Source organism: Bacillus sp. 103mf (assembly GCF_900116295.1).
Classification (GTDB): Bacteria; Bacillota; Bacilli; order Bacillales; family Bacillaceae_G; genus Bacillus_A; species Bacillus_A bruguierae.
In genome coordinates, this window is sequence record NZ_FPAF01000001.1 from 1,276,534 (window position 1) to 1,301,159 (window position 24,626).

General features: G+C 35.5%; 18 protein-coding genes. 6 read left to right on the forward strand and 12 right to left on the reverse strand.

The window, feature by feature from the left end; translation table 11 throughout:
* Positions 1-186: 186 nt before the first annotated feature.
* Entirely contained in the window at positions 187-1,851 is a 1,665-nt protein-coding gene (locus BM350_RS06460; protein WP_090918870.1) for a M4 family metallopeptidase, read from the reverse strand.
* A gap of 787 nt (positions 1,852-2,638) precedes the next feature.
* On the opposite strand from BM350_RS06460, the gene BM350_RS26810 reads away from it, so the two are divergent.
* Both BM350_RS26810 and BM350_RS26815 read left to right on the forward strand, forming a co-directional pair.
* Entirely contained in the window at positions 2,639-2,800 is a 162-nt protein-coding gene (locus BM350_RS26810; RefSeq protein ID WP_170857650.1) for a glycine zipper domain-containing protein, read from the forward strand.
* Between the two features lie 453 nt (positions 2,801-3,253).
* On the forward strand, positions 3,254-3,457 hold the full coding sequence (locus tag BM350_RS26815; protein WP_244547939.1) for a hypothetical protein: 204 nt from the start codon (positions 3,254-3,256) through the stop codon (positions 3,455-3,457).
* 271 nt (positions 3,458-3,728) lie between these two features.
* On the opposite strand, the gene BM350_RS06465 is transcribed toward BM350_RS26815, so the two are convergent.
* On the reverse strand, positions 3,729-4,724 hold the full coding sequence (locus BM350_RS06465) for an alpha/beta hydrolase family protein (RefSeq protein ID WP_090918868.1): 996 nt from the start codon (positions 4,722-4,724) through the stop codon (positions 3,729-3,731).
* A 198-nt stretch (positions 4,725-4,922) separates the two neighbouring features.
* Here BM350_RS06465 and BM350_RS06470 point away from each other — a divergent pair, with 198 nt between their 5' ends.
* Positions 4,923-5,588: an HAD family hydrolase gene (locus BM350_RS06470; protein WP_090918866.1), complete on the forward strand. Its 666-nt coding sequence runs from the start codon at positions 4,923-4,925 to the stop codon at positions 5,586-5,588.
* 203 nt (positions 5,589-5,791) lie between these two features.
* Here BM350_RS06470 and BM350_RS06475 read toward each other — a convergent pair whose 3' ends face one another.
* Entirely contained in the window at positions 5,792-6,130 is a 339-nt protein-coding gene (locus tag BM350_RS06475) for a winged helix-turn-helix transcriptional regulator (RefSeq protein ID WP_090918864.1), read from the reverse strand.
* 166 nt (positions 6,131-6,296) lie between these two features.
* Here BM350_RS06475 and BM350_RS06480 point away from each other — a divergent pair, with 166 nt between their 5' ends.
* From BM350_RS06480 to BM350_RS06490, 3 genes are all read left to right on the forward strand, one after another.
* The gene (locus BM350_RS06480; protein ID WP_175483397.1) at positions 6,297-6,497 is read left to right on the forward strand and encodes an MFS transporter; all 201 of its coding nucleotides are present in this window, start codon (positions 6,297-6,299) and stop codon (positions 6,495-6,497) included.
* A gap of 88 nt (positions 6,498-6,585) precedes the next feature.
* Positions 6,586-7,125, forward strand: coding sequence for an ester cyclase (locus BM350_RS06485; RefSeq protein ID WP_244547951.1), 540 nt, complete (start codon positions 6,586-6,588; stop codon positions 7,123-7,125).
* A gap of 35 nt (positions 7,126-7,160) precedes the next feature.
* Positions 7,161-7,712 (forward strand): NAD(P)H-dependent oxidoreductase, encoded by a 552-nt coding sequence (locus tag BM350_RS06490; RefSeq protein WP_090918860.1) that lies wholly within the window; start codon positions 7,161-7,163, stop codon positions 7,710-7,712.
* 78 nt (positions 7,713-7,790) lie between these two features.
* Here BM350_RS06490 and BM350_RS06495 read toward each other — a convergent pair whose 3' ends face one another.
* From BM350_RS06495 to BM350_RS06535, 9 genes are all read right to left on the reverse strand, one after another.
* A complete protein-coding gene (locus BM350_RS06495; protein WP_090918858.1) occupies positions 7,791-8,894 on the reverse strand; it encodes a Ger(x)C family spore germination protein in 1,104 nt (367 codons plus the stop codon).
* Positions 8,891-9,994 carry a GerAB/ArcD/ProY family transporter gene (locus BM350_RS06500; protein WP_090918856.1) on the reverse strand — a complete coding sequence of 368 codons (1,104 nt, stop codon included), beginning with the start codon at positions 9,992-9,994 and terminating at the stop codon, positions 8,891-8,893. The genes BM350_RS06495 and BM350_RS06500 overlap by 4 nt, the downstream gene beginning before the upstream one ends.
* 4 nt (positions 9,995-9,998) lie before the next feature.
* A complete protein-coding gene (locus BM350_RS06505; RefSeq protein WP_090918854.1) occupies positions 9,999-11,546 on the reverse strand; it encodes a spore germination protein in 1,548 nt (515 codons plus the stop codon).
* Between the two features lie 201 nt (positions 11,547-11,747).
* Positions 11,748-13,103, reverse strand: a complete 1,356-nt coding sequence (locus BM350_RS06510) for a D-serine ammonia-lyase (protein WP_090918852.1) — start codon at positions 13,101-13,103, stop codon at positions 11,748-11,750.
* 245 nt (positions 13,104-13,348) lie between these two features.
* Positions 13,349-13,780 carry a cell wall hydrolase gene (locus BM350_RS06515; RefSeq protein ID WP_090918849.1) on the reverse strand — a complete coding sequence of 144 codons (432 nt, stop codon included), beginning with the start codon at positions 13,778-13,780 and terminating at the stop codon, positions 13,349-13,351.
* 140 nt (positions 13,781-13,920) lie between these two features.
* Positions 13,921-18,213: a Cna B-type domain-containing protein gene (locus BM350_RS06520; protein ID WP_090918847.1), complete on the reverse strand. Its 4,293-nt coding sequence runs from the start codon at positions 18,211-18,213 to the stop codon at positions 13,921-13,923.
* A gap of 1,678 nt (positions 18,214-19,891) precedes the next feature.
* The gene (locus BM350_RS06525) at positions 19,892-21,358 is read right to left on the reverse strand and encodes a catalase (RefSeq protein ID WP_090918845.1); all 1,467 of its coding nucleotides are present in this window, start codon (positions 21,356-21,358) and stop codon (positions 19,892-19,894) included.
* A gap of 585 nt (positions 21,359-21,943) precedes the next feature.
* Positions 21,944-22,651: a response regulator gene (locus BM350_RS06530; RefSeq protein ID WP_090920711.1), complete on the reverse strand. Its 708-nt coding sequence runs from the start codon at positions 22,649-22,651 to the stop codon at positions 21,944-21,946.
* Positions 22,644-24,254 (reverse strand): sensor histidine kinase, encoded by a 1,611-nt coding sequence (locus tag BM350_RS06535; RefSeq protein ID WP_090920708.1) that lies wholly within the window; start codon positions 24,252-24,254, stop codon positions 22,644-22,646. Before BM350_RS06535 ends, BM350_RS06530 begins: the two co-directional genes overlap by 8 nt.
* Between the last annotated feature and the right edge of the window lie 372 nt (positions 24,255-24,626).

Here is a 24,626-nt window from a genome sequence, read left to right on the forward strand (position 1 = left end):
GGATGGAAACACAAAAATTACACAATAATTCAGAGATGAATGGTGTAAGATGAGAATAGATGATCAGAATTTTCATTTTATGAAAAAACGATATTCCTTTTGTAGAAAAGTACAAAAAGAATATCGTTTTTTAGCACTATAGAAACTTTTTTATTATTTCAGGGATCTTTTTATGTTAAATAAAAATTATTTAACACCAACAGCATCAAATGCTTTGTTTACAGAGGTAACCTCAGCTGATTGCGTTCCATATAAATCTGCGGCTGACTGTACAAGGGCTTGTCTTGCTTGAGAAAATGTTGCTGATTCTGTTAGATATTGAGTATTTGCGCGATAAAAGATTTTGCCCATTTTATCTTTACCAATACCATTTACAGTTACTCCATAATGAGTACCACCCTCTGCAATGAGATACGCTGTTTTATTGATAATCCCACTATTTGTGTGTACTAATTGGCTTTGATTCGTTCCTGTATAACGTTTAGAATAATGATCTGGATCACCGTATTTTGTTGGATCACTCATAGAACGAAGGGCTTGTCCCGATTGGAAGAATAAATCTTCCCCAATTAAATAATCAGGATTTGAGTTATTATAATATTCAACTAATGTGCCGAAAACATCTGACATTGCTTCATTAAGTGCGCCAGATTCGTTTTGATAGATTAAATTGGATGATGAATCTGTAACTGCATGTGTTAGTTCATGACCAACAGCATCAATTGCGGCTGTAAATGAACGTGTTGATCCATCTCCATCTCCATATACCATTTGTTTTAGCTCTGGATCCCAAAACGCGTTTTCATACTGTTGTCCAAAATGAACAGTTGAAACAATTTTAGAACCGTTTCCGTCATAAGAATCTCTTCCATGAACCTTTTTATAATAATCATATACTTTTCCTGCGTAAGTATGAGCATCTACAGCCGCTTGTGCATTTTTGCTTATAAAACTGTTCGTGCTATTATTAAAAAGGACACCTGGAAGGACTGAAGTGTCATCTTCGCTTCCTTTATTTTGTGCATCATACGTATAAATTCCCTGTCCACGTGTTTTATCTACTAAATAATAAGTATTATTAGATTTTAAGAGATTCAAGCTTCTAGTATTTCCAAATGAATCTTTTCCTGTCCCAGTTGTTACTGTTCCGGTAATATTTCTTGGATTTTTTGCTGCATGTAAAACTTCAATATGATCTAGGATTTTTCCAGTCTCTGCTTCAACAAAATAATCATGGCTACCTGGTTGTGGGGATAAAAATCCTAAATGAACATGATATGCATAGGATACTGTGTCATCTTTTGCATATACTACAAGTTCAGATGTTGGTTCTACAGTATAGTTTGGTTTAAATCCTAGTTCCTTTTCAGCAAGAGACACTGCTTCATTAGCAGAAATTTTTTGATTTGCTTGTTGTAATTTTTGGTCTAAATCAGGAATAACAGTTCCTGAAAAAACAGTTAATACTCCCTTATTATCAACATGCGCAACTTGTGTAGATCCCCATACTGGAACACCATTATATGTTTGTTGTAATCGAACAACTTTTGCTCCTAACGTATCATCTTCTTGTTTCTTTACAGTGAATGATTCTTTAGCACTTTTGGTACCCAGTTTATATTTGTCCTTATTTTCATCAACATATCGAAATACTACATCCTCAGTTTTTGTTGAAGATGGTGTAGTCAGCTGTCCAGAAATAAACTCTGTAGACTTGATAGCCTCATTATACTTCTCTGTAGACAGCACATTATTTGATGTAGCTGCATAGCTAGATGTCGGTAAACTAATTGATGTGGCAACAATACCAGCTGACAATAAAACTGCTAAACTTTGTTTCTTTGTTTTCATATTCCATTCTCCTTTGTTTCTATCTTTTTATTTGACAGAATATTTGAATTTACAGAGAATTATATTTTTAGATGCACATAGTGTAAAGGTTGATAATTGTTAAAAATGTAAAATAGTTCATATTATTTCTACTAATTTTATTTCTACAAGCCTTAAAAGTGTTGAGTTTGCTAGGTTTGTATAATTAATATGCAATTTTGCATATTATATAAATATAAATTGAGAAATAAATATTCTATAAAAAATTCAAATGATGGTTTAAGTGAGAAGGGGAATTCATCAAATATCATTTAATAATTATATAAACACAAATTAAAAAATCGACATAAAACCCTCTTTCTTTTTAGGCGGACGAGAGCATCTGGCTGTGCATAGAAGCGGTCAGGGCCTTTTTCTGCCACATGCAAGGTTTAAAACAAATGGAAGTTTCACTTTATAAAAAATCACGAACTTAGTTGTACTTTTAAGAGGGTTTCCCGTCATTTTACAATTTTCTTAACTAAAATTGGATTTTCTCAACATAATTTCCATTACCTATATGGTAAAATGGATTAAGCAGTTCCCCATAAACTGTTTTTTCAATAGCAAAGTACGCGAGAACAAACTCTCTACTATGAGGGTTTGTTTTTTTATTGCTATTTAAAATTTTATGTGCCATAAAGAGTGTGTAAACAAATCTTATTATATAATTAAACTAATGATTTGTTATTCATCTTTACCATACTATAAATGAATCATGTACTTAAAACTTACACTTCATAATTCTGCAGAAAGGAGATATATCTTCTTGAATAAAAATAAACAAAGTGATGCAAAAACGGTAATTGGAATATCTATAGGAATGTGTTTGGGGACAACTTTCGGATTGCTTATTCATAACCTTGCTCTTGGTATAATGATTGGTGTTGCTATTGGATTTGGAGTTTCTAAAATAAAACGAAAGAAATAACTTTATTTATGATAAATAACAGCAGTAGAATAACCCCTTACCTTTGAAATGGTAAGGGGTTATTCTTATAAAATTTAGTTACCATAATCTTTGTTACCGGTAATCAAAAAAGGGAAATTCTTATATATGAATAGATAAAAATCGATTCTTTTTTCTATTATTAAATTCTAATTTATTCCGCTTTTCTTAAGAAGTTAGGTGGGAGATAGACTGCTGGCATGCGCCCGATTGGTGAGGGCTGATAATCAGTGGGGGATGAAGAAAACCCCCACTGATTAAAGTTTCACTTTATTTACCAAATAGATGATCAACCGAGATACATGTAATTTCGAGCCATAGGTTGTATTATGTAAAGTTGACATGAATAGAATATTTATAATGTAACATAGCATTATTTTTGTTAAAATGGAAGTAAAAGGAAGATGCTATACATCTATGTAGCTAATAAAGGAGATGATTATATTGATAATCTTTTGGTATCTCTTACTCATTATATTAGCTGTTCTGGCTGATTACTATTGGTTAGATATGGATAGTAAAAGATGGGGATGGTTTAAAAAGGGAAGTAAAAAACAAAAAGCAATCTTTTTTACCCTTGTTCTTCTTGTAACTTTCATAGGATACATACTTATTGATATTGAATACTTTAAAATCTGACACCTTTAGTTAGCTAAGGAAGCCAATTTTTCTTATGGACTCAATAATTAATGTCACACACTTCCAATGACAAGAATTATGTGAATTAAAAATATATTAGAAAGAAAATAAACAAAACACCGTTTAGGATTCAAACGGTGTTTTGTTATCCTATAACTAAATTCATCATTCTCTAAGAAAAGAGGATAGTTAGGAATTTGAATCATATGAAAACCGCTTAAGTTGAGGGACAAATATGGCAATCCCTTCCCAAAAATTTCCTGTATTTACATCATCTATTCATTTTATCGACAAACTCACTAACCGACTTCACATATTCATCGTCAAATAACCCTCTTGGGTCAAATATGGATTTCACCGACAAGCCAAATTCCGAATTTACATATTGCGGTTTCAACATGGAATGATTTGCTTCTGGTAAATAAGATACTGATAACAACTCTTTCCGTATTTCTTTTTTGTAAACTTCCATCGTGTTTTTGACATCTACATTTTCATCACGGCCTCCAACAATTAACTTAACAGGCTTTTTTGTTTCTGAGAGATCCTTTGTTGCATCGCTATTTACATTCTTTTTAATAAAATTCCATCTTTCTTTAGAGATATCGCCTTTATCATTCGTTAAGTTTTGGTAGTCTTCATAATTACTATTTTTCAAAAGTAATTCTAAAACTTTTTCATTGTTTTTCATTCGTTGGTTGATTTCTTCTTTTGTTGCGCCAGCACTAGCCATACTTTTTTCCGTATAGTACTTTCCTTGTTCGATCCAATTAATCGCAGGTGATACTAAAATACTAAATGAAACATCATCGCTAGCATTTGCTACTTTTGGGACAACCCATCCACCTTGACTTGCTCCCCATAATCCTATTTTTTTAGGATCAATATCAAGATTTTTCTTCGCCCATTGAATCACTTCGATTACTTCATTTGCGCGATCTTCCATCGATTGATCTAGCCAATCTCCAGTTGATTTTCCAATACCAGGCTTATCCCATGCTAGGGAGGCATACCCTTTTTTCGCTAATTCCTCCCATAAAGGTAAATAACCATCATCATATGTTACATTTACAGATCCATCACCATGAACAAAAATAATTAATCCCGGATTTTCTTTTTCTTTAGGTAAGGCGAGGGCACCGTGTAATGTATTTTTTTTCGTTTGAATCGTTACTTCTTCTTGCTTCAAATCATAAGAATTTTGGTAGAAAATCCATCCTATCGCTCCCAGTATTACAATTCCTAACACGAGTAAAATCCTTTTCATTTTTTCCTCCTTTTGTTATGACATTCTTTTTCTCACCAAATAATATGATAGTTCAATGAAAAAAAGAGAAAGGGTATTGTAAATTTATGCTAAAATTTATTTAAAGATTGTGAGAATTTGTACTTAAACTGATGAGTCAGATTTGTTGAATAAGAATTAGGTGAATTATTAGGCAATGGGAAAAAGGGAGAGAAAGCAATGTTACAATCATTGATTTTTGATATGGATGGAACTCTATTTCAAACTGAAAAAATTCTAGAATTATCACTTGATGATACTTTTAACCATTTACGGTCACTAAATTTATGGGATACAGTAACCCCTATTGATAAATACCGTGAAATTATGGGTGTACCTTTACCAAAAGTTTGGGAAGCTTTGTTACCTAATCATTCTATTGAAGTAAGGGAACAAACAGATGCTTATTTTCTGGAAAGATTAGTTGAAAACATAAGAAATGGGAAAGGTGCTTTATATCCTAATGTAGAGGAAGTTTTTAGTTATTTAAAAGAAAATAATCGTTCCATTTACATAGCGAGTAATGGTTTAACGGAATATTTACAAGCAATTGTAAGTTATTATAATTTGGATAATTGGGTTACCGAAACATTTAGTATTCAGCAAATACAAACGCTCGATAAAGGCGATTTAGTTAAAACAATTATAAAAAAATATGATATAAAAAGGGCAGCAGTAGTTGGAGACCGTCTATCTGATATAAATGCTGCGAAAGATAATGGTTTAATTGCAATTGGATGTAATTTTGATTTTGCACAAGAAGATGAACTTGCTCAAGCTGATTTTGTAATAAATGACTTAATAGAATTAAAAACAATATTGCCTGAAATGAAAATAGTTTACTAAACCAACAGGCGCTTTAACTAAATAGGAGAAATAATAAATCAACGCTCAGAATGATATAGTTCTGAGCGTTTTTGTTTGTTATTAGAAATGTTTTGTCGTTTTTCTCTACAATAACGGAACTACCTAAATTAAAAAGCATCCTTTTTTATATTATTATATTTCTTTACACATATTCCCTTTTTTAACATGAATCATTATTTCTTCTATAACGTTAATCCGAACCGCTTTAATTCAATGAAAATATGTTCTAAACGTTTCCCCTTCTCAGTTAATGTGTATTCAACGCGCGGGGGAACTTCTGGATATACCGTTCTTTCCACAATTCCATGCACTTCAAGTTCCTTCAGACGAAGCGAGAGCGTTTTCGGGCTAATTCCATCCATTGATTTTTGCAAGTCACTAAATCGCATCGTTCCTTCAATAAGAAGATCTCGAATAATTAAAAACGTCCACTTTGTTCCGATTACATCAAGTGTTTTCGCAATGGGACAAATTTGCCCCGGCGTTCCCTTTGTTAATTCGATTGGCTCCATGTTACTCATTGAAACACGCTCCTAAAAAATTTTTTCGATTGATTTTCTTTATGTTATCACAATTCTATCTTTATGGTAACTATATGAAATAAATATCACTACTTCCCAAAAGGAATCAACTATACATACAATATCATTAGCGGTTGACGCCATTTACAAAATAAGGAGGTGAGCTATGAATATTAGTTCGTTTAACTTAGCGAATACTGGCGGAGCATTCTTTGGCGGGTGGATTATCGACAATGGACCCGGACTTCATGCAGTACCATGGATTGCTGCTCTTGTTACCGCTGCTGGGCTTTTCGTTACATTATTGATTTGGTCTTTAGATAAACGAGAAGCCGTATTCACTGCGCAACAGAGTAGAAAAATATAAAAAAATAAAGGAGACTATTATGAGCTTACAAAAAAAAATCATGAAAAACATAGCTAGTGTCACAAGCATCTTTGGAGTCATGATTCTGATGGCAGCGTGTCATACGCAAACATCAGAATACAAAACTGCTGCACCAGCCAAGAAAGATATTCAACTATTGAAGGATTTTCCTCAACCTAAATCGATGACAATCGATCCTTCGTTGGATCAACAAAAAGCTACAGAGATGGTTCATGCTGCGCAGCGCTTCTATGCATTTTGGAATACTGGAAATAACGCTCTCATCCCGCAAACTGTTACAGACAACTTTTTTGATAACACGTTGCCAAAAGGGCGTCCTCAAGGACCAAAAGGCTTAACATTTGCCTCAAGCAATTTCCGTAAAGCCTTTCCGGACTTACAGTGTAATATCGAGGATTTAGTAGTAACTGGGGAAAAAGTAACAGCTCGTCTATCATTCACCGGAACACATAAAGGGAATTTTGGAGAGAAACAGCCAACTGGCAAAACTGTTAATTTCTTTGCTATCGATATGTTACGAGTGAAAGATGGAAAAATCGTTGAAGATTGGCACTTAGAAGATAATCTAACGCTTATGCAACAACTCGGCGTTGTACCTGAAAATTAATTGAAACACATTATAAAATAAAGGGGAAAACTACAATGAAAAATATACTTATTATAAACGGCCATCAAACCTATAGATCAGCAGAAGGAACACTAAATAAAACTTTGACAGACAACATGGTGAATGTATTAAGTGCAAATAACAATGTCCAAACAACAGTCGTTCAAAACGGATACAGTACCATGGAAGAACAAAATAAGTTTTTATGGGCTGATATTGTCATCTTCCAAACACCTATTTATTGGTTCAATGTACCCGGTTTACTAAAGACATATATGGATGAAGTGTATGCTTATGGATTATTTTTCAAAGGATCTGAGCAATATGGAAGAGGCGGCTTATTAACTGACAAACATTATATGTTTTCAACTACATGGAATGCTCCGGAACAAGCATTTAACGATCCTGCGCAATTCTTTGGAGGAAAGAGTTTAGAAGAAGCACTCAGCCATTTACACCGCACACAAGATTTTATCGGTATGAAACCATTAAAGAGCTTCGCTTGCTATGATGTAATAAAAAATCCGGATATTGATAAATTTATATTTGAACTGAATACACATCTAGAAGAAGTATTGCCGCTTTAATTCATATGTAATGAGAACAGCCCCTTCATAAAATTGAAGGGGCTTGCAATTTTAATACAAATCTCAGTTGAACATTTGTTACTTAATCGTTCCCATCCCACCAATTTTCACACTTACCTTAACGTTCACATCCCCCTTTGCCAATGCCTTATTCCATTCATTTTGAACTTTTTTCCATTGTGGGTATGTGTAGGTTCTTGCATAAATTCCAAGGCCAATCGGATCAATTTCAGCAGCTTGTATTTTCTTTATGAGTTGCTTGAAATCAGCCTCCATCTTCGTTTCAATCGCCTTTTGTAATTTTGCTGCGTCCTTTCTTGTGTTAAATGAAAAAAGTCGTTCTGTAATGCCGATTCTCATCTTTACATCTATATGAAATATAAAATGATTATCATACCTTACCTTTGTCTTTACTTTCATACTTTGAGAACTAAAACTTATCCAATCTTTATCCTGGCTATCGGATTTTATCTTAATTGGAATTGTAAATGGAAACTCACCTTTCGTCTCGTGCTGTAAAATGCGTAACAATTTATTTTCATCAGATTTTAACGTTAATTTGTATCTGCCATTTTCGTCCAACAACGCTGTACCTGTCAGCCATAGTTTCTTCTTTTTTTTCATCTCAGTAATACTTGCTGTCATCCCTTTATCTATCGTTTGCTCATGCAACTTTTGAAGAGATGTCTTTACTGTGATATTTCTTAAATAGGCGGTATCAACTAGTTTTGTTAAATATAAAGGAAGCCGTGGCTTATCCTTTGGATTATAAAAGATGACGTCCGAAACAGGCCCATCTACAGCAATAACTCTTGTAGTGACTGTGTTTTTTGGATCCCGGTAAAATGGATCAAGGTACTTTTCCCAATTTTTCCGTTTCATTAGCCGTTTTCCAACTAAAAAAACCTGTGTCTTACTTCCCGAGGTTAGCGCCATAACTGTAGCGTCAAATTTATCTCTAGAATTTCGAACTGTAACAGATTTCACGCCGGTATCTTCTTCTTTTCTCTTTGCTTCTTTACTAAAAACAGGGCTTGACATGTACACCAATAAATTATCATTTTGATCTAAATCTATACCAAGTATAAGAGTCAAGGAAACATCTTCAACATTTGTTTGATCAAAGCAGCCAGTCATCATAAACACCAATAACAAAATGCAACATAATACTTTTTTTTTCAATGTATCCCCCCCTGGCGATACTTCTCATATCCCCAGCTATACAGCCATAAAATAATAGGTGATATATACGTCAATCCTAATCCAGCATTCGATACTGCCTGCTGCCATGTTTCGGATTGAGTCCAACTAGGGTGAGTCCAAAATATAAAGCCAATAATCATTAACAGTAAAACAACAACGTGAGAACTGTGGTCTTGTTTTCCTAGTAATTGACTAGAACAAAATACAGCACAGTATATACACGGAATCCAGGCTGTAGAAACAACAATTAGATAAACAGCTAATAAAATCATGTCAAAACGCTCTAAAAAACGAAATTCAATTACTTTAAGTAAGTTCAGTACTGGCTGATTAAATTCTGTGATACTATCAGGACTAAAATAGGAAAAGCAAACAACGGTAGCAAACAAATAAAATAGCATTGTCAAGGTGTTTGCAATAACAATTCCGTGGACAGCGTACTGTTTTTTTTGTAAAAAGGGATATAAAAAAAACGCAATATCAAACCCTAAATAGGTAAAAATAGTAGTCGGCACAGCTGTTAATATCGGCTTCCATCCCTCTTTCAGCAATGGAAAGAAAGGAAGCCAACTACTATTATCTTTTAGCGGTATTAAAAAAAACAGTGGAATCCAAAGCGTCATATAAAAAACGAGTTCACAGTATCGCCCTATAATACGAATGCCATTACGCACAACCAAAAAAGTAGGAATTGAAAACAAAAATATAACAATATAGTCAGGCGTTTTCGGTAGAAGCCACCCTTTAAGATAAAGCATAGCGTTCACAAGAATGATACCGGAATAAAAGACAAAATATATTATGTAAATAACAACTAATGCTTTCCCAACTATTTTTCCAAACAATCGTATAAGAATGTCATAAAGCGTGTCCTCTGGATATCTTGCAGATGTTTTCACGATAAAAATACCGGATATTGTGGAGAATACCCAACCGATAAGTATAGCTATCCATCCATCCGTTCCAGCTTTTTCTGCAAGCACTCGTGGGAGAGATAAAACTCCAGTTCCCACCTGCATTCCATTAATTAAAAAAATATACTGCATAAGAGTAATGTCATTATAGGCATACTTTTTCATAGTTTCACCTTTTATTATGATTTTGTCCTTGTCGAATAGATTGAGCAGCTCCCGTACCCTTAGGACGACTTTTCATTGTCCATAGAGGAAAGCGTACAAAAGCATCCTTCATATCTGCAAAACGAAATGGCGCTAACGGAGTGCCATAAGGAGTGCCTAGCGATTCAAGACTGATAAGATGCGCAACTAATGTCATCCACCCGATAACAAGTCCGACAATTCCAAATAAAGCAGCTGATATCATCATAGGAAATCGTAATAATCTGACCGCAGCTCCCATATCATAATTTGGAATAATAAAAGAAGCGATGGCTGTAATTGCAACAACAATAATCATAATGTTGCTGACAATTCCCGCTTGAACAGCCGCCTGCCCAATAATAATCCCGCCCACAATTCCAACTGTCTGACCGATCGGCGTAGGCAGCCGCAGGGCTCCTTCCCTCATCATTTCCAATGTCATTTCCATAAGCAGTGCTTCCATAACTGGAGAAAATGGTACGCGCGTTCTTGATTCCGCAATAGATAAAAAAAGCTCTACAGGAATGACTTCAAAATTAAAGGAAATAAACGCAACATAACTTGCTGGCAAAAAGAGAGCAATCATAAAAGCTACGAAACGAAGTATCCGAATAGACGAGGCAACTAACCAACGTGTCCCGTAATCATCAACTCCTTGAAAAAAGGATATAAAATTTGTCGGAGCAATCAATACATTGGGAGAATGATCCACAACAACCACAAATCTTCCCTGAAGAATGTGAGATACAGCCACGTCAGGTCTTTCAGTTAATATAAATTGCGGAAACGGAGAATATGGATTATCTTCAATGAATTCGATAAGTTCACCAGCACTAATGACAGCATCCACCATAATATTTTGAATCCGTGTTTCCAATTCCTTCAGCACATCTTCGGACGCTACATCCTTCAAATATAAAATGGAAATCCTCGTTTTGCCCCGCATACCAATTGTCGTTTCTTTTAACATTAATTCTCGATGAGGAATATATCTTCGAAGCAATGCAATATTTAGACTTCCAGTTTCTACAAAGGCTTGATGCGCACCTTTTAGAGATATTTCATTACGAGTATCTTCAATATTTCTTTGCGGCCATCCTTTCGTATCTAATTGTTGTGCTGTCGTTCGGCCATGGATAAATAAAACACTATCTCCTCCCAAAATAGCATTTTCAATCTGGCTCCACGTATCGATAATTTCAACCTGTCCCAGTGTAATTGGAAGTTCCGTATTTGCATCACGGCCGCCATCCATCAAAGGCGTTAGAACATGATTTTGAATCGATTGCTTATCTGTTAATCCAGACAAATACACTAAAGCTGCTTCTAATCCATCTACTGTCATTGGAAACCGACGAATCACTAAATCAGGAGCTTGACGAAAGAGCTTCTGAAGCTCAGCTATGTTTTTAGATAAATCAGCGTCTAAGAGGGAGTCCTCTATATTTTTTTCCTGAAAATGACTATTACCACGTCTTGAAAACGACTTAGGATTGCCTCTGCTTTTTAACCGTTTTAGAAATTTAACCATGAACTCCCTCACTTTCTACATGCGTTCTATATTATTGTTTAGTATGCATTTCTTAAGGAAAAATATCCTAATAACTAACAAGGGGCAATGCCAAAATTATTGTTATAGATGCCCATTAATCAAATCTCCAAAATAAAAAAGTATTTCTTTCTATTAGTCATACAGAAAGAAATACTTTTTTATTTTAGGAATATACCAAACCTATACTTCTAACCCTTTTTTATAATACTCTTCCATAATTTCTTTAGGGACCATACTGCCACCTGTTCCCCACATGACGTGTGTGGCATTTTCTAATTTGTCTGTTAAACAATGCTTTCTTAAATATTCCTGACCTTCTTTTTCTTTCAATAGCCTAATTGGCCCTGGCACACTTGCTACCGCAGAAGGCTCTAAGCTCATATTCTCTGAATCGATCAATGCACTTAATAATTGATACAAATCCTTATCATTCACCGTATAACATCCACTTAATAAAGATTCAATGTTTTGACCAACAAACCCTGATGGCTTTCCAACCGCAAGGCCATCTGCCACAGTGATGCTATCAATACCAAAATCTTTTACAGAAACTTTATCATGTAATCCTGTGATTAAGCCTATTAACATACTCGGGCAATGAGTAGGTTCTGCCAAAAAGCAATGTACATAGTCTTGATATATTAATTTTAAACCAAATGCAATTCCTCCCGGTCCACCTCCTACTCCGCATGGAAGGTACACAAAAAGTGGATGATTTTCATCTACTCTTATACTCATATCTTTTAATTGTTGTTGTAAGCGAGAGGCAGCCACTGCATATCCTAAAAATAAATCATGAGAATTTTCATCATCGATAAAGTAACAGTTTGGTTTGTTGCTCGCATACTTTCGGCCTTCTTCTACAGCCTTACTATAATCTCCCTTATATTCAATAACTGTTGCTCCCTTACTCTTTAGAAAATCCTTCTTCCATTTCTTTGCATCAGCTGACATATGGACCGTTACGTTAAAACCCATTTTAGAACATATAATGCCAACGCTAAGTGCTAAGTTGCCAGTTGAACCTACTGCAATCGAGTATTGTGAGAAGAAGTTTCTAAATTTTTCACTATCTATCATTGAATAATCATCTTGCAGCGTTAACAGTCGACGTTGAATAGCTAAATTTTCGGCATGTTTAAGAACCTCATAAATACCACCTCTCGCTTTAATTGAACCTGCAATCGGAATATGACTATCACATTTTAATAAAAATTGACCAGGGGATGTTAAACCATGAATTTGTTCTAAGTGCTGTTGCATAGAAGGAATTTTAATAATAGGAGATTCAATAATTCCATTTAACGTTTTTGTTTCTGGAAAGACTTTCGCAATATAGGGAGCAAAACGTTTTAATCTTTCTTCCGCATCTTTTACATCTTTTTCATTAAATCGCGTTTTTTCAATCCCTGTTTGAAACAATTCGTATTTAGGGTTGGACCAAAATACTTCCTTTGTTCGTATTAGTTCATGAATTAAAGGATAGTTTTTGATCCAATCTTGTACAGTTGTTCCTTCAATTCGAATGGTTTTCATCTTCTCCCCCTTTTCGTAGCAATTCATCTATAACCGTATTGGATATTAGTTATAATGATTCTTCGGGTATTAAAATATACCCAAAAAAGCCACCCCATTTGAGAAAAAGGTGGCTTTTTTGTATGTTGATTATCGTCGAACGGTCTTTATATTGTGTCGAATCGCCGACAAATGATGCACTTACGCCGATATATCATGAAAATCGCCGACAAATGATGCACTTGCGCCGATATATTTATCCTGCGCTACTTCCCGCTATATACTTTCGGACATTCGTCTCCAGTCGGTTCGTAAAAACAATGATTCTTGTATTGTCCTGCATGAGGTTGATCCCACCATGTAGGAGGACAATTACCAACCGGACGGAAAAACCATAAAGAATATACACCTGGCCATATACGAGCATAATTCAAACATTTTCTAGCCATTTCTTTGTCGCTCTCTCTTGCTCTTTGATAGAAATACCCTTTCGTCGTTGCTTCAAATCCGCCTGGTCGCTGATACACCATTTGCGAAATATTTGTAATTTGTTTAAAGTCTAGACAATCGCACATAACACGATTCACACCAACTGTCCCTACAGCCATCATACCTTGTTGTCCTTCTCCTTCTGCTTCAGCACGCATGAGACGAGCTAATAAATCTACATCACTTTCTATATACGCAATTCTTGTCATTTCTATCCCTCCATTCTCACTATAACTATATGCAAAAATAATTATTTGTTTTAAAAAGACAGGTTCTAAATAACAAAAAAACCGAATAGCGACTTTTTAACTTGTCTACTACTCGGGTTATAGCTTAATAAATAACCTAATTATTTAACTCTTTGACGAAGGAATAACATTCCACCTAAAACGAACAATACCATACCTCCAACCATTGAAATCATCTCTGCTGGTGTTCCGCCTGTTTTAGGAAGTAATACTGTCGTATTATCATTTTCTTTAATGGACGGAACTTTTGGATCGTTATTTGGATCATTATTTGTATTGTCCTTAGGAACTTCAGGTGTAGGTTCCTTAATCTTTGTATTCGTAATGTCATAACCATTCACTTCTGATTTATATCCTGCTACTGGTTGCTCTTTTACTTCATACTTATATGCTTTGCCGTCTACATCATATGCTTCTAATCCTGTAAACGCATATTTCCAACCGCTTGCTTCTGTTACTTCTTTCGTGCCAATCACTTGGCCATTTTGTAGTAAGTCTACTTTGATTGTGATCGGACGACCTGTCGCATTATCGTCTTTCCATGTCTTCGTTCCTTCTACTATTGTCTTTCCTACTTTTGTATTCGTAATGTCATAACCGTTTACTTCTGATTTGTATCCGTCCACTGGTTGTTCTTTCACTTCATACTTGTACGCTACTCCGTTCGCATCGTACGATTGTAGATTGTCAAACGTGTATTTCCAATTCTTTGCTGCCGTTACGTCTTTTGTATCAATTACTTGACCATTTTGGAGTAAGTCTACCTTAATTGTGCTTGGACGATCTGTCGCATTATTATCTTTCCACGTTTTTGTTCCTTCTACTTTTGTTTGGCCCACTTTTGTATTCGTAATATCATAACCGTTTACTTCTGATTTGTATCCCGTCACTGGTTGTTCTTTCACTTCATACTTGTACGCTACTCCGTTCGCATCGTACGCTTGTAAATTGTCAAACGTGTATTTCCAATTGTTTGATGCTGTTACGTCTTTTGTATCAATTACTTGACCATTTTGGAGTAAGTCTACCTTAATTGTGCTTGGACGATCTGTCGCATTGTTGTCATTCCACGTTTTTGTTCCTTCTACTTTTGTTTGGCCTACTTTTGTATTTGTAATGTCATAACCTTTCACTTCGGATTGGTATCCTGCCACTGGTTGTTCTTTCACTTCATATTTGTACGCTACTCCATTTGCGTCATAAGCTGCTAAATCTGCAAATGTATATTTCCAATTATTTGACGCCGTTACTTCTTTTGTATCAATTACTTGGCCATTTTGCAGTAAGTCTACTTTGATTGTACTTGGACGATCTGTGGCGCTGTTGTCATTCCACGTTTTTATTCCTTCTACTGTTGTCTTTCCTACTTTTGTATTCGTAATGTCATAACCGTTTACTTCCGATTTGTATCCGTCCACTAATTGTTCTTTCACTTCATACTTGTACGCTACTCCATTCGCATCGTACGCTTGTAGATTATCAAACGTGTACTTCCAATTTGTTGACGCTGTTACGTCTTTCGTGTCAATCACTTGGCCATTTTGCAGTAAATCGACTTTAATTGTGCTCGGACGATCTGTCGCATTACTGTCATTCCACGTTTTTGTTCCTTCTACTTTTGTTTGACCTACTTTTGTATTTGTAATGTCATAACCTTTCACTTCGGATTGGTATCCTGCTACTGGTTGTTCTTTCACTGTATATGTGTAAGCTACTCCATTCGCATCGTACGCTTGTAAATTGTCAAACGTGTATTTCCAGTTTGTTGCTGCTGTTACTTCTTTTGTATCTACTACTTGACCGTTTTGTAGAAGGTCTATTTTGACCGAACCTGGGCGATCTGTTGCATTGTTATCGTTCCAAGTCTTTGTTCCTTCTACTTTTGTTTGACCAACCTTTGTATTCGTAATGTCATAACCACTTACGCTGGATTGATATCCCGCTACCGGGTGTTCTTTCACTGTATATGTGTAAGCTACTCCATTTGCATCGTATGCTTCTAAATCTGCGAATACATATTTCCAACCCATTGCTGCTGGTACGTCTTGTGTTTGAATTACATTTCCATTTTGTAGTAAGTCCACTTGGATCATTGCCGGACGGTCTATTGCATTTCCGTCTTTCCACGTCTTCGTTCCTTCTACTGTCAATTTCGCTACTTTTGTGTTTGTAATGTTGTAGCCATTTACTTCCGATTTATATCCCGCTACCGGATGTTCTTTTACTGTGTACGTATAAGGAACACCATTTGCATCATATTGTGCTAAGTCTGCAAATGTGTAGTTCCAATTGTTTGCTGCTGTTACTTCTTGTGTTTGGATCACAGTTCCATTTTGCAGTAGGTCTACTTGGATTGTTGTTGGTCGATCTGTTGCATTGTTATCCTTCCAAGTTTTCGTTCCAGTTACTGTTGTTTTGCCTACTTTTGTATTTGTAATGTCATAACCGTTTACTTCTGATTTGTATCCTACTACCGGATGTTCTTTTACTATATACGTATAAGCAACACCATTCACATCATATGCTTCTAGATTTGTAAATGTATATTTCCAATTATTTGACGCTGTTACGTCTTGTGTTTGGATTACATTTCCATTTTGTAGTAAGTCTACTTGAATCGTTGCCGGACGGTCTGTTGCATTTCCGTCTTTCCACGTCTTCGTTCCTGCTACTGTTGTTTGACCTACTTTTGTATTCGTAATGTCATAACCCTTTACTTCCGATTTGTATCCGTCTACTGGTTGTTCTTTCACTTCATACTTGTACGCTACTCCATTCGCATCGTACGCTTGTAGATTGTCAAATGTATACTTCCAATTGTTTGATGCCGTTACGTCTTTCGTGTCAATCACTTGACCGCTTTGTAGTAAGTCTACTTTGATTGTGCTCGGACGATCTATGGCGTTGTTATCCTTCCACGCTTTTGTTCCTTCTACTTTTGTTTGGCCCACTTTTGTATTCGTAATGTTATAACCGTTTACTTCTGATTTGTATCCCGCTACCGATTGTTCTCTTACTGTATACGTATACGCATTTCCGTCATTATCATATGCAGGTATATCTGCAAACGTATAGTTCCAGTTGTTTGCCGCTGTTACGTCTTTCGTGTCAACTACTTGACCGTTTTGTAGTAAATCGACTTTGATTGTTGCTGGACGATCCGTCGCATTGTTATCTTTCCAAGCCTTCGCTCCTAAAATAGATGTCGATTTCACCTTATTCGGAACCATCAGCTTTACGCCTTTTTCAGCATTTGCATCAATTGTAAAAGGCACTTTTGCTTGTGGATCAAAATCCAAATAGTTTGGAGCAGTAATCTCTTGTACATAGTAATTGCCTGGATTTAAAGTAGGGACTTCAACCATACCTTGTGCATCCGTTGTATACGTACTGCCAATTTGCTGACCAGATTCTGTATATAATTTAAACGAGACATTCGGTATGAATTTTGTTTCATCTCCAGCAATGTGTTTTATAATTCTTAGCGTTCCTTTAGGTGGTAAATCACCTTGAGCACCGCCGCCCGCGTTTATATTTTTAGTCCAAGCACTATCTGAAAACGTTACTGGTTGCTCATTTAAAATCTGGTAATTAATCGTAAAATCATTAAAAAAATTCTCTTGGCTCATTCCATTTTCAGTTATAGTAGCGGTATACCTCAAAATAAAAATCTTACCACTGACCTGATCCTTATAAGCTCTAATTTCAAAAGAATTACTATTAAAAGTGATTGTTCCATAACCCTTATCAATGAATTGTTGAGGTGTTAACGCTTCATTTCCAACTATTAAAGTAAAACCAGCCTGATCAAGTGTTTGGCCTGATTGTGAAGTATCCGACAAAACAATATCAGAACTTAATTGCTCCTTGTTATTATTTATAGGCAGTTCCCACTTCACTTTAGTTGGAGTATCCGGGTCAATTCTACCTGTTTTGTAGGAAAATGGAGCTGTACTCTCACCACCTTCAGTTGGCCCCTTAATGGTTACCCTTTGCGTTTGTAAATTTGTACCTAAATTTGTGTCAACTGTTATCGTTTGCCCTGTTGCTACATTCTGAGTCGCTTGAACTTCAAAATAAAAATATCCTCTAATATTTCGAAGTTTCTCAACTACATCAGTAAATGTACATAAAACATTTGTTGTCGTTACTTGACAAGTTCCAAATGTAACACCAGCATCATTCTTTAAATCAATCTTTCTACTATATCCTTGTAATTCTTGAGGTAACGTTAACGTTAGCGTGTCTCCAGCCTTCATTTTATTTCCAGATTTATCACTAAAATTAACTTTTATTCCCGTTCGTTCTCCATAACTGAGATCTGTTTTGTCGAACGTAAAGCTATCAACAAATCCACTTGTATTTAACTCTTGTGCTTTCGCTATTATAGGCATCAAACTCTGACCTATAGTAAATATAAAGATGATGATAATTGAAAAAATAGAAGTTACTTTCTTCATATAATGGTAATAGGTAAACCTTTGAAGCCATCTCCAGCTTTTCCCCCACCCCACACCGTGCGTGCGACTTTCACCGCACACGGCGTTCCATCTAATCAACAAGTTCAGATAGCTTTTGTTATCGCTATCTTTATGTAAGGGACCTGTTCATTAGACTCGGGGCCTTCCCTCCACTCCTTATTATCAGAGTTTCATTGGTACTACGCCCCTGCTGCCATCCCTATTCATAACTCTTTCACAGCTTAAGCTGTTCCCCAAGTTATTACTACATCGTTAGGGATTTCTGACGTTCCGAAACTGCTAGGTGTATAACTATACGTAGGCCCTACCTTTGTCCCGATTACCACTTCAAGTAAGAAGTTAAAGCAACCCTTTAGCTTTATCCATTACAAACCGTATGATATTGTTTTGGAGATAATATATTGACGCCCATTTCTAGGAACGGATATACGAGACGTACATTCAGCAGTTCGTCATTGATTGCTCAAATCCTGACCATATATAGCTCCCTGTCCGCATCACTTTCGCAGTATGTTTAACCTTTCCTCAGCTTCACCTGTTAGGGCTACTCGATGCGACTTCACCCCGCTTCACACGCAGTCGTTACCAATTTACGCATGGGGGAGTATTAACAGCCATCTAGTCGTGAGATTTGTTTGGGTATCCCACCGTGGTCTCACAGTTTCAGTTGTTACTAACAATCGTTAGTCCAGACAATCCCTCGAGCGTGAACCCGATTTCTGCCTAACGTCACACACCATACTCTTTATCCGCCTCCTAATGAATGATATTAAGATGGCTTCTGGTACAAATGCACGATAAGAACGACTTGATAGTTGCTAGTATTTTGTCTCTTTCGACCGTTATAAACTTACTTTCTATATATGCCTATCTACTCTTCAAAATCATTAGTTTCTCTAATATAGCTATTAAATCTAATAATTCGAATATTGACATACCTAACAACCAATGGTAATATACAAATTGACTAAATTATGTTTTTGCCATCATTTCTATCAAATCATGTAAACTGAAATTGTACCGTATTACCATCTCGTGCTGAGCATAAACGCCATTAATTTGTTCATACTATATAAATCCAATTTAAAAATACGGCATAAATAATTTTTCTCCATGTGAGATTAATCAAAAGTAACAAGCTCAGCCATGTCAAAATTTTAATGAGGATTTATATATTTTTTATTATTCATAGATTCATAACATCAATATGTTCAATTTTGACTACACATTTTAACACTTCGAAACTTTTTGACTCCCTCCCTTAAAGGCTCTTTCATGCTCTTGCCTAAAATTTTACACTCTTTTGACAATAAAAATAGTTTTTGTAAGTTTTGTAACTAATTTTGTAATTTTAAAAAGTGTATAGTTGTTCCAAAATTAGATATTATATCCATTTCATTTTTCCGACATATAAGTCACTGCTAAGCAGAATACAACATGACCTTCACCCCCTTTCTTCTTTTGTTTTCAACCTTGCATGTGATAGAAAAAGGAATTGGCCGTTTCTATGCACGGCCAGGTACTCTCGCCACCTAAAAAGAAAAAGGATTTTATGTCTTTTTTTTACTTGTATATATAATGAAGGTATCCCCTACTTCACGGGTCCTCCCACATACGCTGAAATATCAACATGTAATGCTTGTGCTAAACGCATACCATATTCTCGATCTGCACGAAAGAAGTTACAAATCGCAAGCAATTTTGTTTGTTCATTCACATCTTTTAAATCATTTGCCAAGTTAGCAATTAAGTTATCTTGTTCTTCTTTAGAGAAGGAACGATAACGCTCACCAGCTTGCCCAAAATCGTTTGGTTTCTCAATTTTTTCACGAGATACATAACCTTCAAGTTTCATAGTTGAATCTCGATATGCCGAATCTTCACTTGGATTTTCCGCATGGCGACTTGGTTCATAATTAATTGTAGACGACTGTTGGTTCGTTTGCATGAAACCATCGCGTTGTTGATTATGCACCGCTGCGTACGGACAGTTTACAGGAATTTGTAAATAATTTGCACCTAAGCGATAACGCTGTGTATCCGGATAAGAGAATAAACGTCCTTGTAATAATTTATCCTCAGATGGTTCAATACCAGGCACAGTTGCGCTTGGTGAAAATGCCGCTTGTTCTACTTCTGCAAAGAAATTTTGCGGGTTACGATTTAGCGTCATTGTACCTACTTCCATTAATGGAAAACGGTCTTCTGGCCATATTTTTGTTGGATCTAATGGATCAAACTCTAAGGAATCCATTTCATCTAGTTTCATAACTTGTAGATGAAGATCCCATTTCGGATAATTTCCACGCTCAATCGCATCAAATAAATCACGAGTTGCATGGTTAAAATCTTTTCCTTGCATTTGTTCTGCTTCTTTTACGTTAAAATTACGTACGCCTTGTTGTGGCTTCCAGTGATATTTTACGTATACAATCTTCCCATCTTCGTTTACCCATTTAAATGAATGAACACCGAATCCTTCCATTTGGCGGTAGTTTGCAGGCGTACCGTAATCAGAAAATACCCAAGTTAACATATGAGTTGATTCTGGTGTTAGCGTCATAAAATCCCAGTAACGATCTGGAGTTTGAATATTTGTATCTGGCGCCGGTTTTAAAGAATGGACCATGTCAGGGAATTTGATTGCATCACGAATGAAAAATACAGGTAAGTGGTTACCAACAAGATCATAGTTTCCTTCTTCTGTATAAAACTTCACCGCAAAACCTCTTGGATCACGAGCTGTTTCCGGAGAACCTTGCCCATGAATAACCGTTGAGAAGCGAACAAATACAGGTGTTTCTGTTCCTTCTTTCTGTAAGAATGCTGCTTTTGTATATTCTTTCATACTATTTTTTGTTACGAAAAAGCCATGAGCACCAGCACCACGTGCATGTACAACACGCTCAGGAATACGTTCTCGATCAAAATGCGCTAATTTTTCTACTAAATGATAATCCTCTAATAATACTGGGCCACGACGACCTGCTGTACGAGAATTTTGGTTATCTCCTACAGGAGCACCTTGATTTGTTGTTAAGCGATTGTATGGATTCATTTTTGGATCCCCCTTTTATTATAATAATTTTTTGTTTAAAATTATTATAAATTAATTATTATTAAAATCTGTTTTTTTGTCAATCATTTATATAAAATTTTTTTATATAAATGATTGACATGCTATAAAGTGAAACTTTAATCAGTGGGGTTTTTCTTCATCCCCCACTGATTATCAGCCCTCACCAATCGGGCTTTTACGGGCAGTTTATCTCCCACCTAACTTCTTTGCTTTCGCTGAATTTTGAGGTGGGAGTATTACTGCCCAAAAATAGAGGGATAAAAAAAGAAAGAGCAGCAAATACGCATACATATCGCTTAAATAAAGGTAATTCAAAAACTGAATTTTCAGTCTTTTTAATTTAAAATAGGGAGGTGTTAGCTACTCTCTCTTTGTAATTATAAGTTTAACACTAAAAACACAACCCAACAACAAAGAAATACAATATTCTAAAAAATCCGACATTTTTCTTCAAAATCTTAAAAATATCTGAATAAAACAAATGCTTTGAATTACAAAAAAACATTCATTTAGTCAAAAAAGCTGTCCCAAAAAGCCGTTATTTAACGACCTTTGGGGACAGCTTCATATATATAAATGTATTTTGCTTTCATCAATACAACGCAGTTTGCTTACCGGTCTTCCTACTTGTTGATATACCATTTCATTTTCTAAAACTCCAATTTCAATTAAAAATAGGACATACTTTCGAATGGAAACCCTAGAAATTCCAACTAATTGTGCCATCTCTTCTGTTGTAAATGTTTTCCCTTGAAGCGATTTTATCTGTTTCCAAACTAACTGTAAGGTTTGCTTTGTTAATCCTTTTGGAAGCACTTTGCTTACAGGAGATTCTTTTTTTTCTTTTTGTAAAATCAATGCATCTAATTCAGATTGATTAATATTGGGCTGCGCCTTCATAAATTCAAATTTTTCGCGATAAGCAGATAATGCTTCCTTAAAACGTTCAAACGTAAATGGTTTAATTAAATAATCTACAACTCCATATTGCAGTGCTTTTTTAATACTTACCATATCATGCACCGCTGAAATCATCATCACATCAATTTCTTTTTCCTTATTGCGAATATGCAATAACAATTCAAACCCAGTATCACCAGGCATAAAAATATCAAGCAATATAAAATCTATGTGGGATTCTTCTAGTACTTGCAATGCTTCATCTACAGAATTAGCTATATGAACAAGTTCAAACCCGCCAACTTGTTCTAAGTAATGCTTATTTAGCATGGCTACCATTGGGTCATCTTCTACAATTAAAACTTTAATCATCTTCCATCTCATCCCTACTTTTATATGGTGTTTCAATTGTGATTATTGTTTGCTCTCCTAATACTGAATCAATATGGATATTTCCTTTTATACGTTCTATACTTTCCTTTACAAGATATAAGCCATATCCTCGATTTTCTCCTTTTGTAGAGTACCCTTTAACAAATAATTTATCTATTTCTTCTTGTTTAATTCCATTACCTGTATCTGTAACCTTTACAATTAATTTATCATAATATTTAATTACAACATTTACCTGCTTGTATTTACAATCCGCTACTGCATCCAAAGCATTATCAATTAAATTCCCTACAATTGTAATGAGTTCATGAATAATGCCCTCATCATCCGGCTGTGGTAAATAAGAATCTTCACTGATCGTTAATTCTATTCCTTTTTCTCTTGCATAGCTAAGTTTTCCAAGTAAAAAACCTGCAAACACAGGATTTTTTATCTTCCGCATCACATCTCCAATTTCATATTGATGCTCTGATACCATGCTACTAACATATGTTTCTAATTGTTCATAATGCTTCATATGTGTTAGTCCTAATACAACATGCATTTTATTCATAAACTCATGCGATTGTGCACGCAAAGCCTCTGCATATAGTCGAATACCGGTTAATTGCTCTGCTAATTTTCTTATTTCCGTTTTATCACGAAATGTTGCAATTGCCCCAACAATTTCTCCCTTTACGTATAACGGAACTCGATTCGAAACAATTGTAATCCCATGCATACTATGTTCCTCATCAAACTGCGCTACTCCCGTTTGTAATACTTCTTTTATCCTTGAATTCGGCATATACTTCTTAATGTCTTCACCAATAAACTCTTCTTTGATCCCGCTTTTCTCAATTAACCGCCTGGCTTCGTGATTAATTAAAGTAATCCGCGCATCCTTATCAATCGCAATAATTCCTTCTTTAACAGATTGTAGCATCGTATTTCGTTCTTCTAAGATTTTTGAGATTTCACTAGGTTCGAGGCCAAATAAAATTTTCTTAATATGTCTAGCCAATAAAATAGCCCCTATAACTCCTACTAAAATCCCAACGCTGACACCGATGTACATAATATGTCTGCTTTGTTCCACCATCTCTTCTACATTATCAGCTGAAATTCCAACAGCCACAACCCCTATTTGTTTTTTCGTTTCAGAGAAGATTGGTACAAATACTCGCACAGACTTTCCTAATGTCCCTTTTGCTGTTGATACATATTCTTTTCCTTTCAGGGCTGTTTCTTCATCGCCCCCAACGAAATGTTGACCAATTTTCTTAGGATCCGGATGAGATTTTCGTATCCCATTCATATCCATAACTACAATGAATTGAACATCTGTATTTTTTAAAAGCCGATTCACATTCGGTTGAATTTCAGATTCATCTTTTCTTCCTGTTAAAGCATCGATTACGAGCGGTGAATTTGCTGTAATGCGTGCAACTGCTTTAGCTTTTTCCATTTGACTTTCTTCTGTCGTACGCTCAACATGATGACTAATTAAAATATCTGTTACAAGTAAAGCAAATATAACAACAGCACATACAAAAAATGCAATGGTTTTCTGCAAACTCAAAAACTTCTTTTTTTTCTCCATCCCTCTCTTTTCACCCCATGTTTTCTATACTCCGTGCGAAATCTATATTACTCATTCTTTACAATGAAAACAACTTTTTTTCATAAGTAAGCCTATATATAATATTTTACTTATTGAGATACAAAGAGGACCTATATAAATACAAATTAAAAAATCGGCATAAAACCATCTTTCTTTTTAGGTGGGCGAGATCATCTGGCCATGTATAGAAGCGGTCAGGGCCTTTTTTTGCCACATGCAAGGTTTAAAACAAAAGGAGAAAGCAAGTAGTGGTCATGTTGTATTCTGTATAGCAGCGACTTATAAAGAAAAGCGGAAGCGGCTCGCTCAGAACAAGAGGGGGATGGAGCTTCTGACATAGAGGCGCTTTTT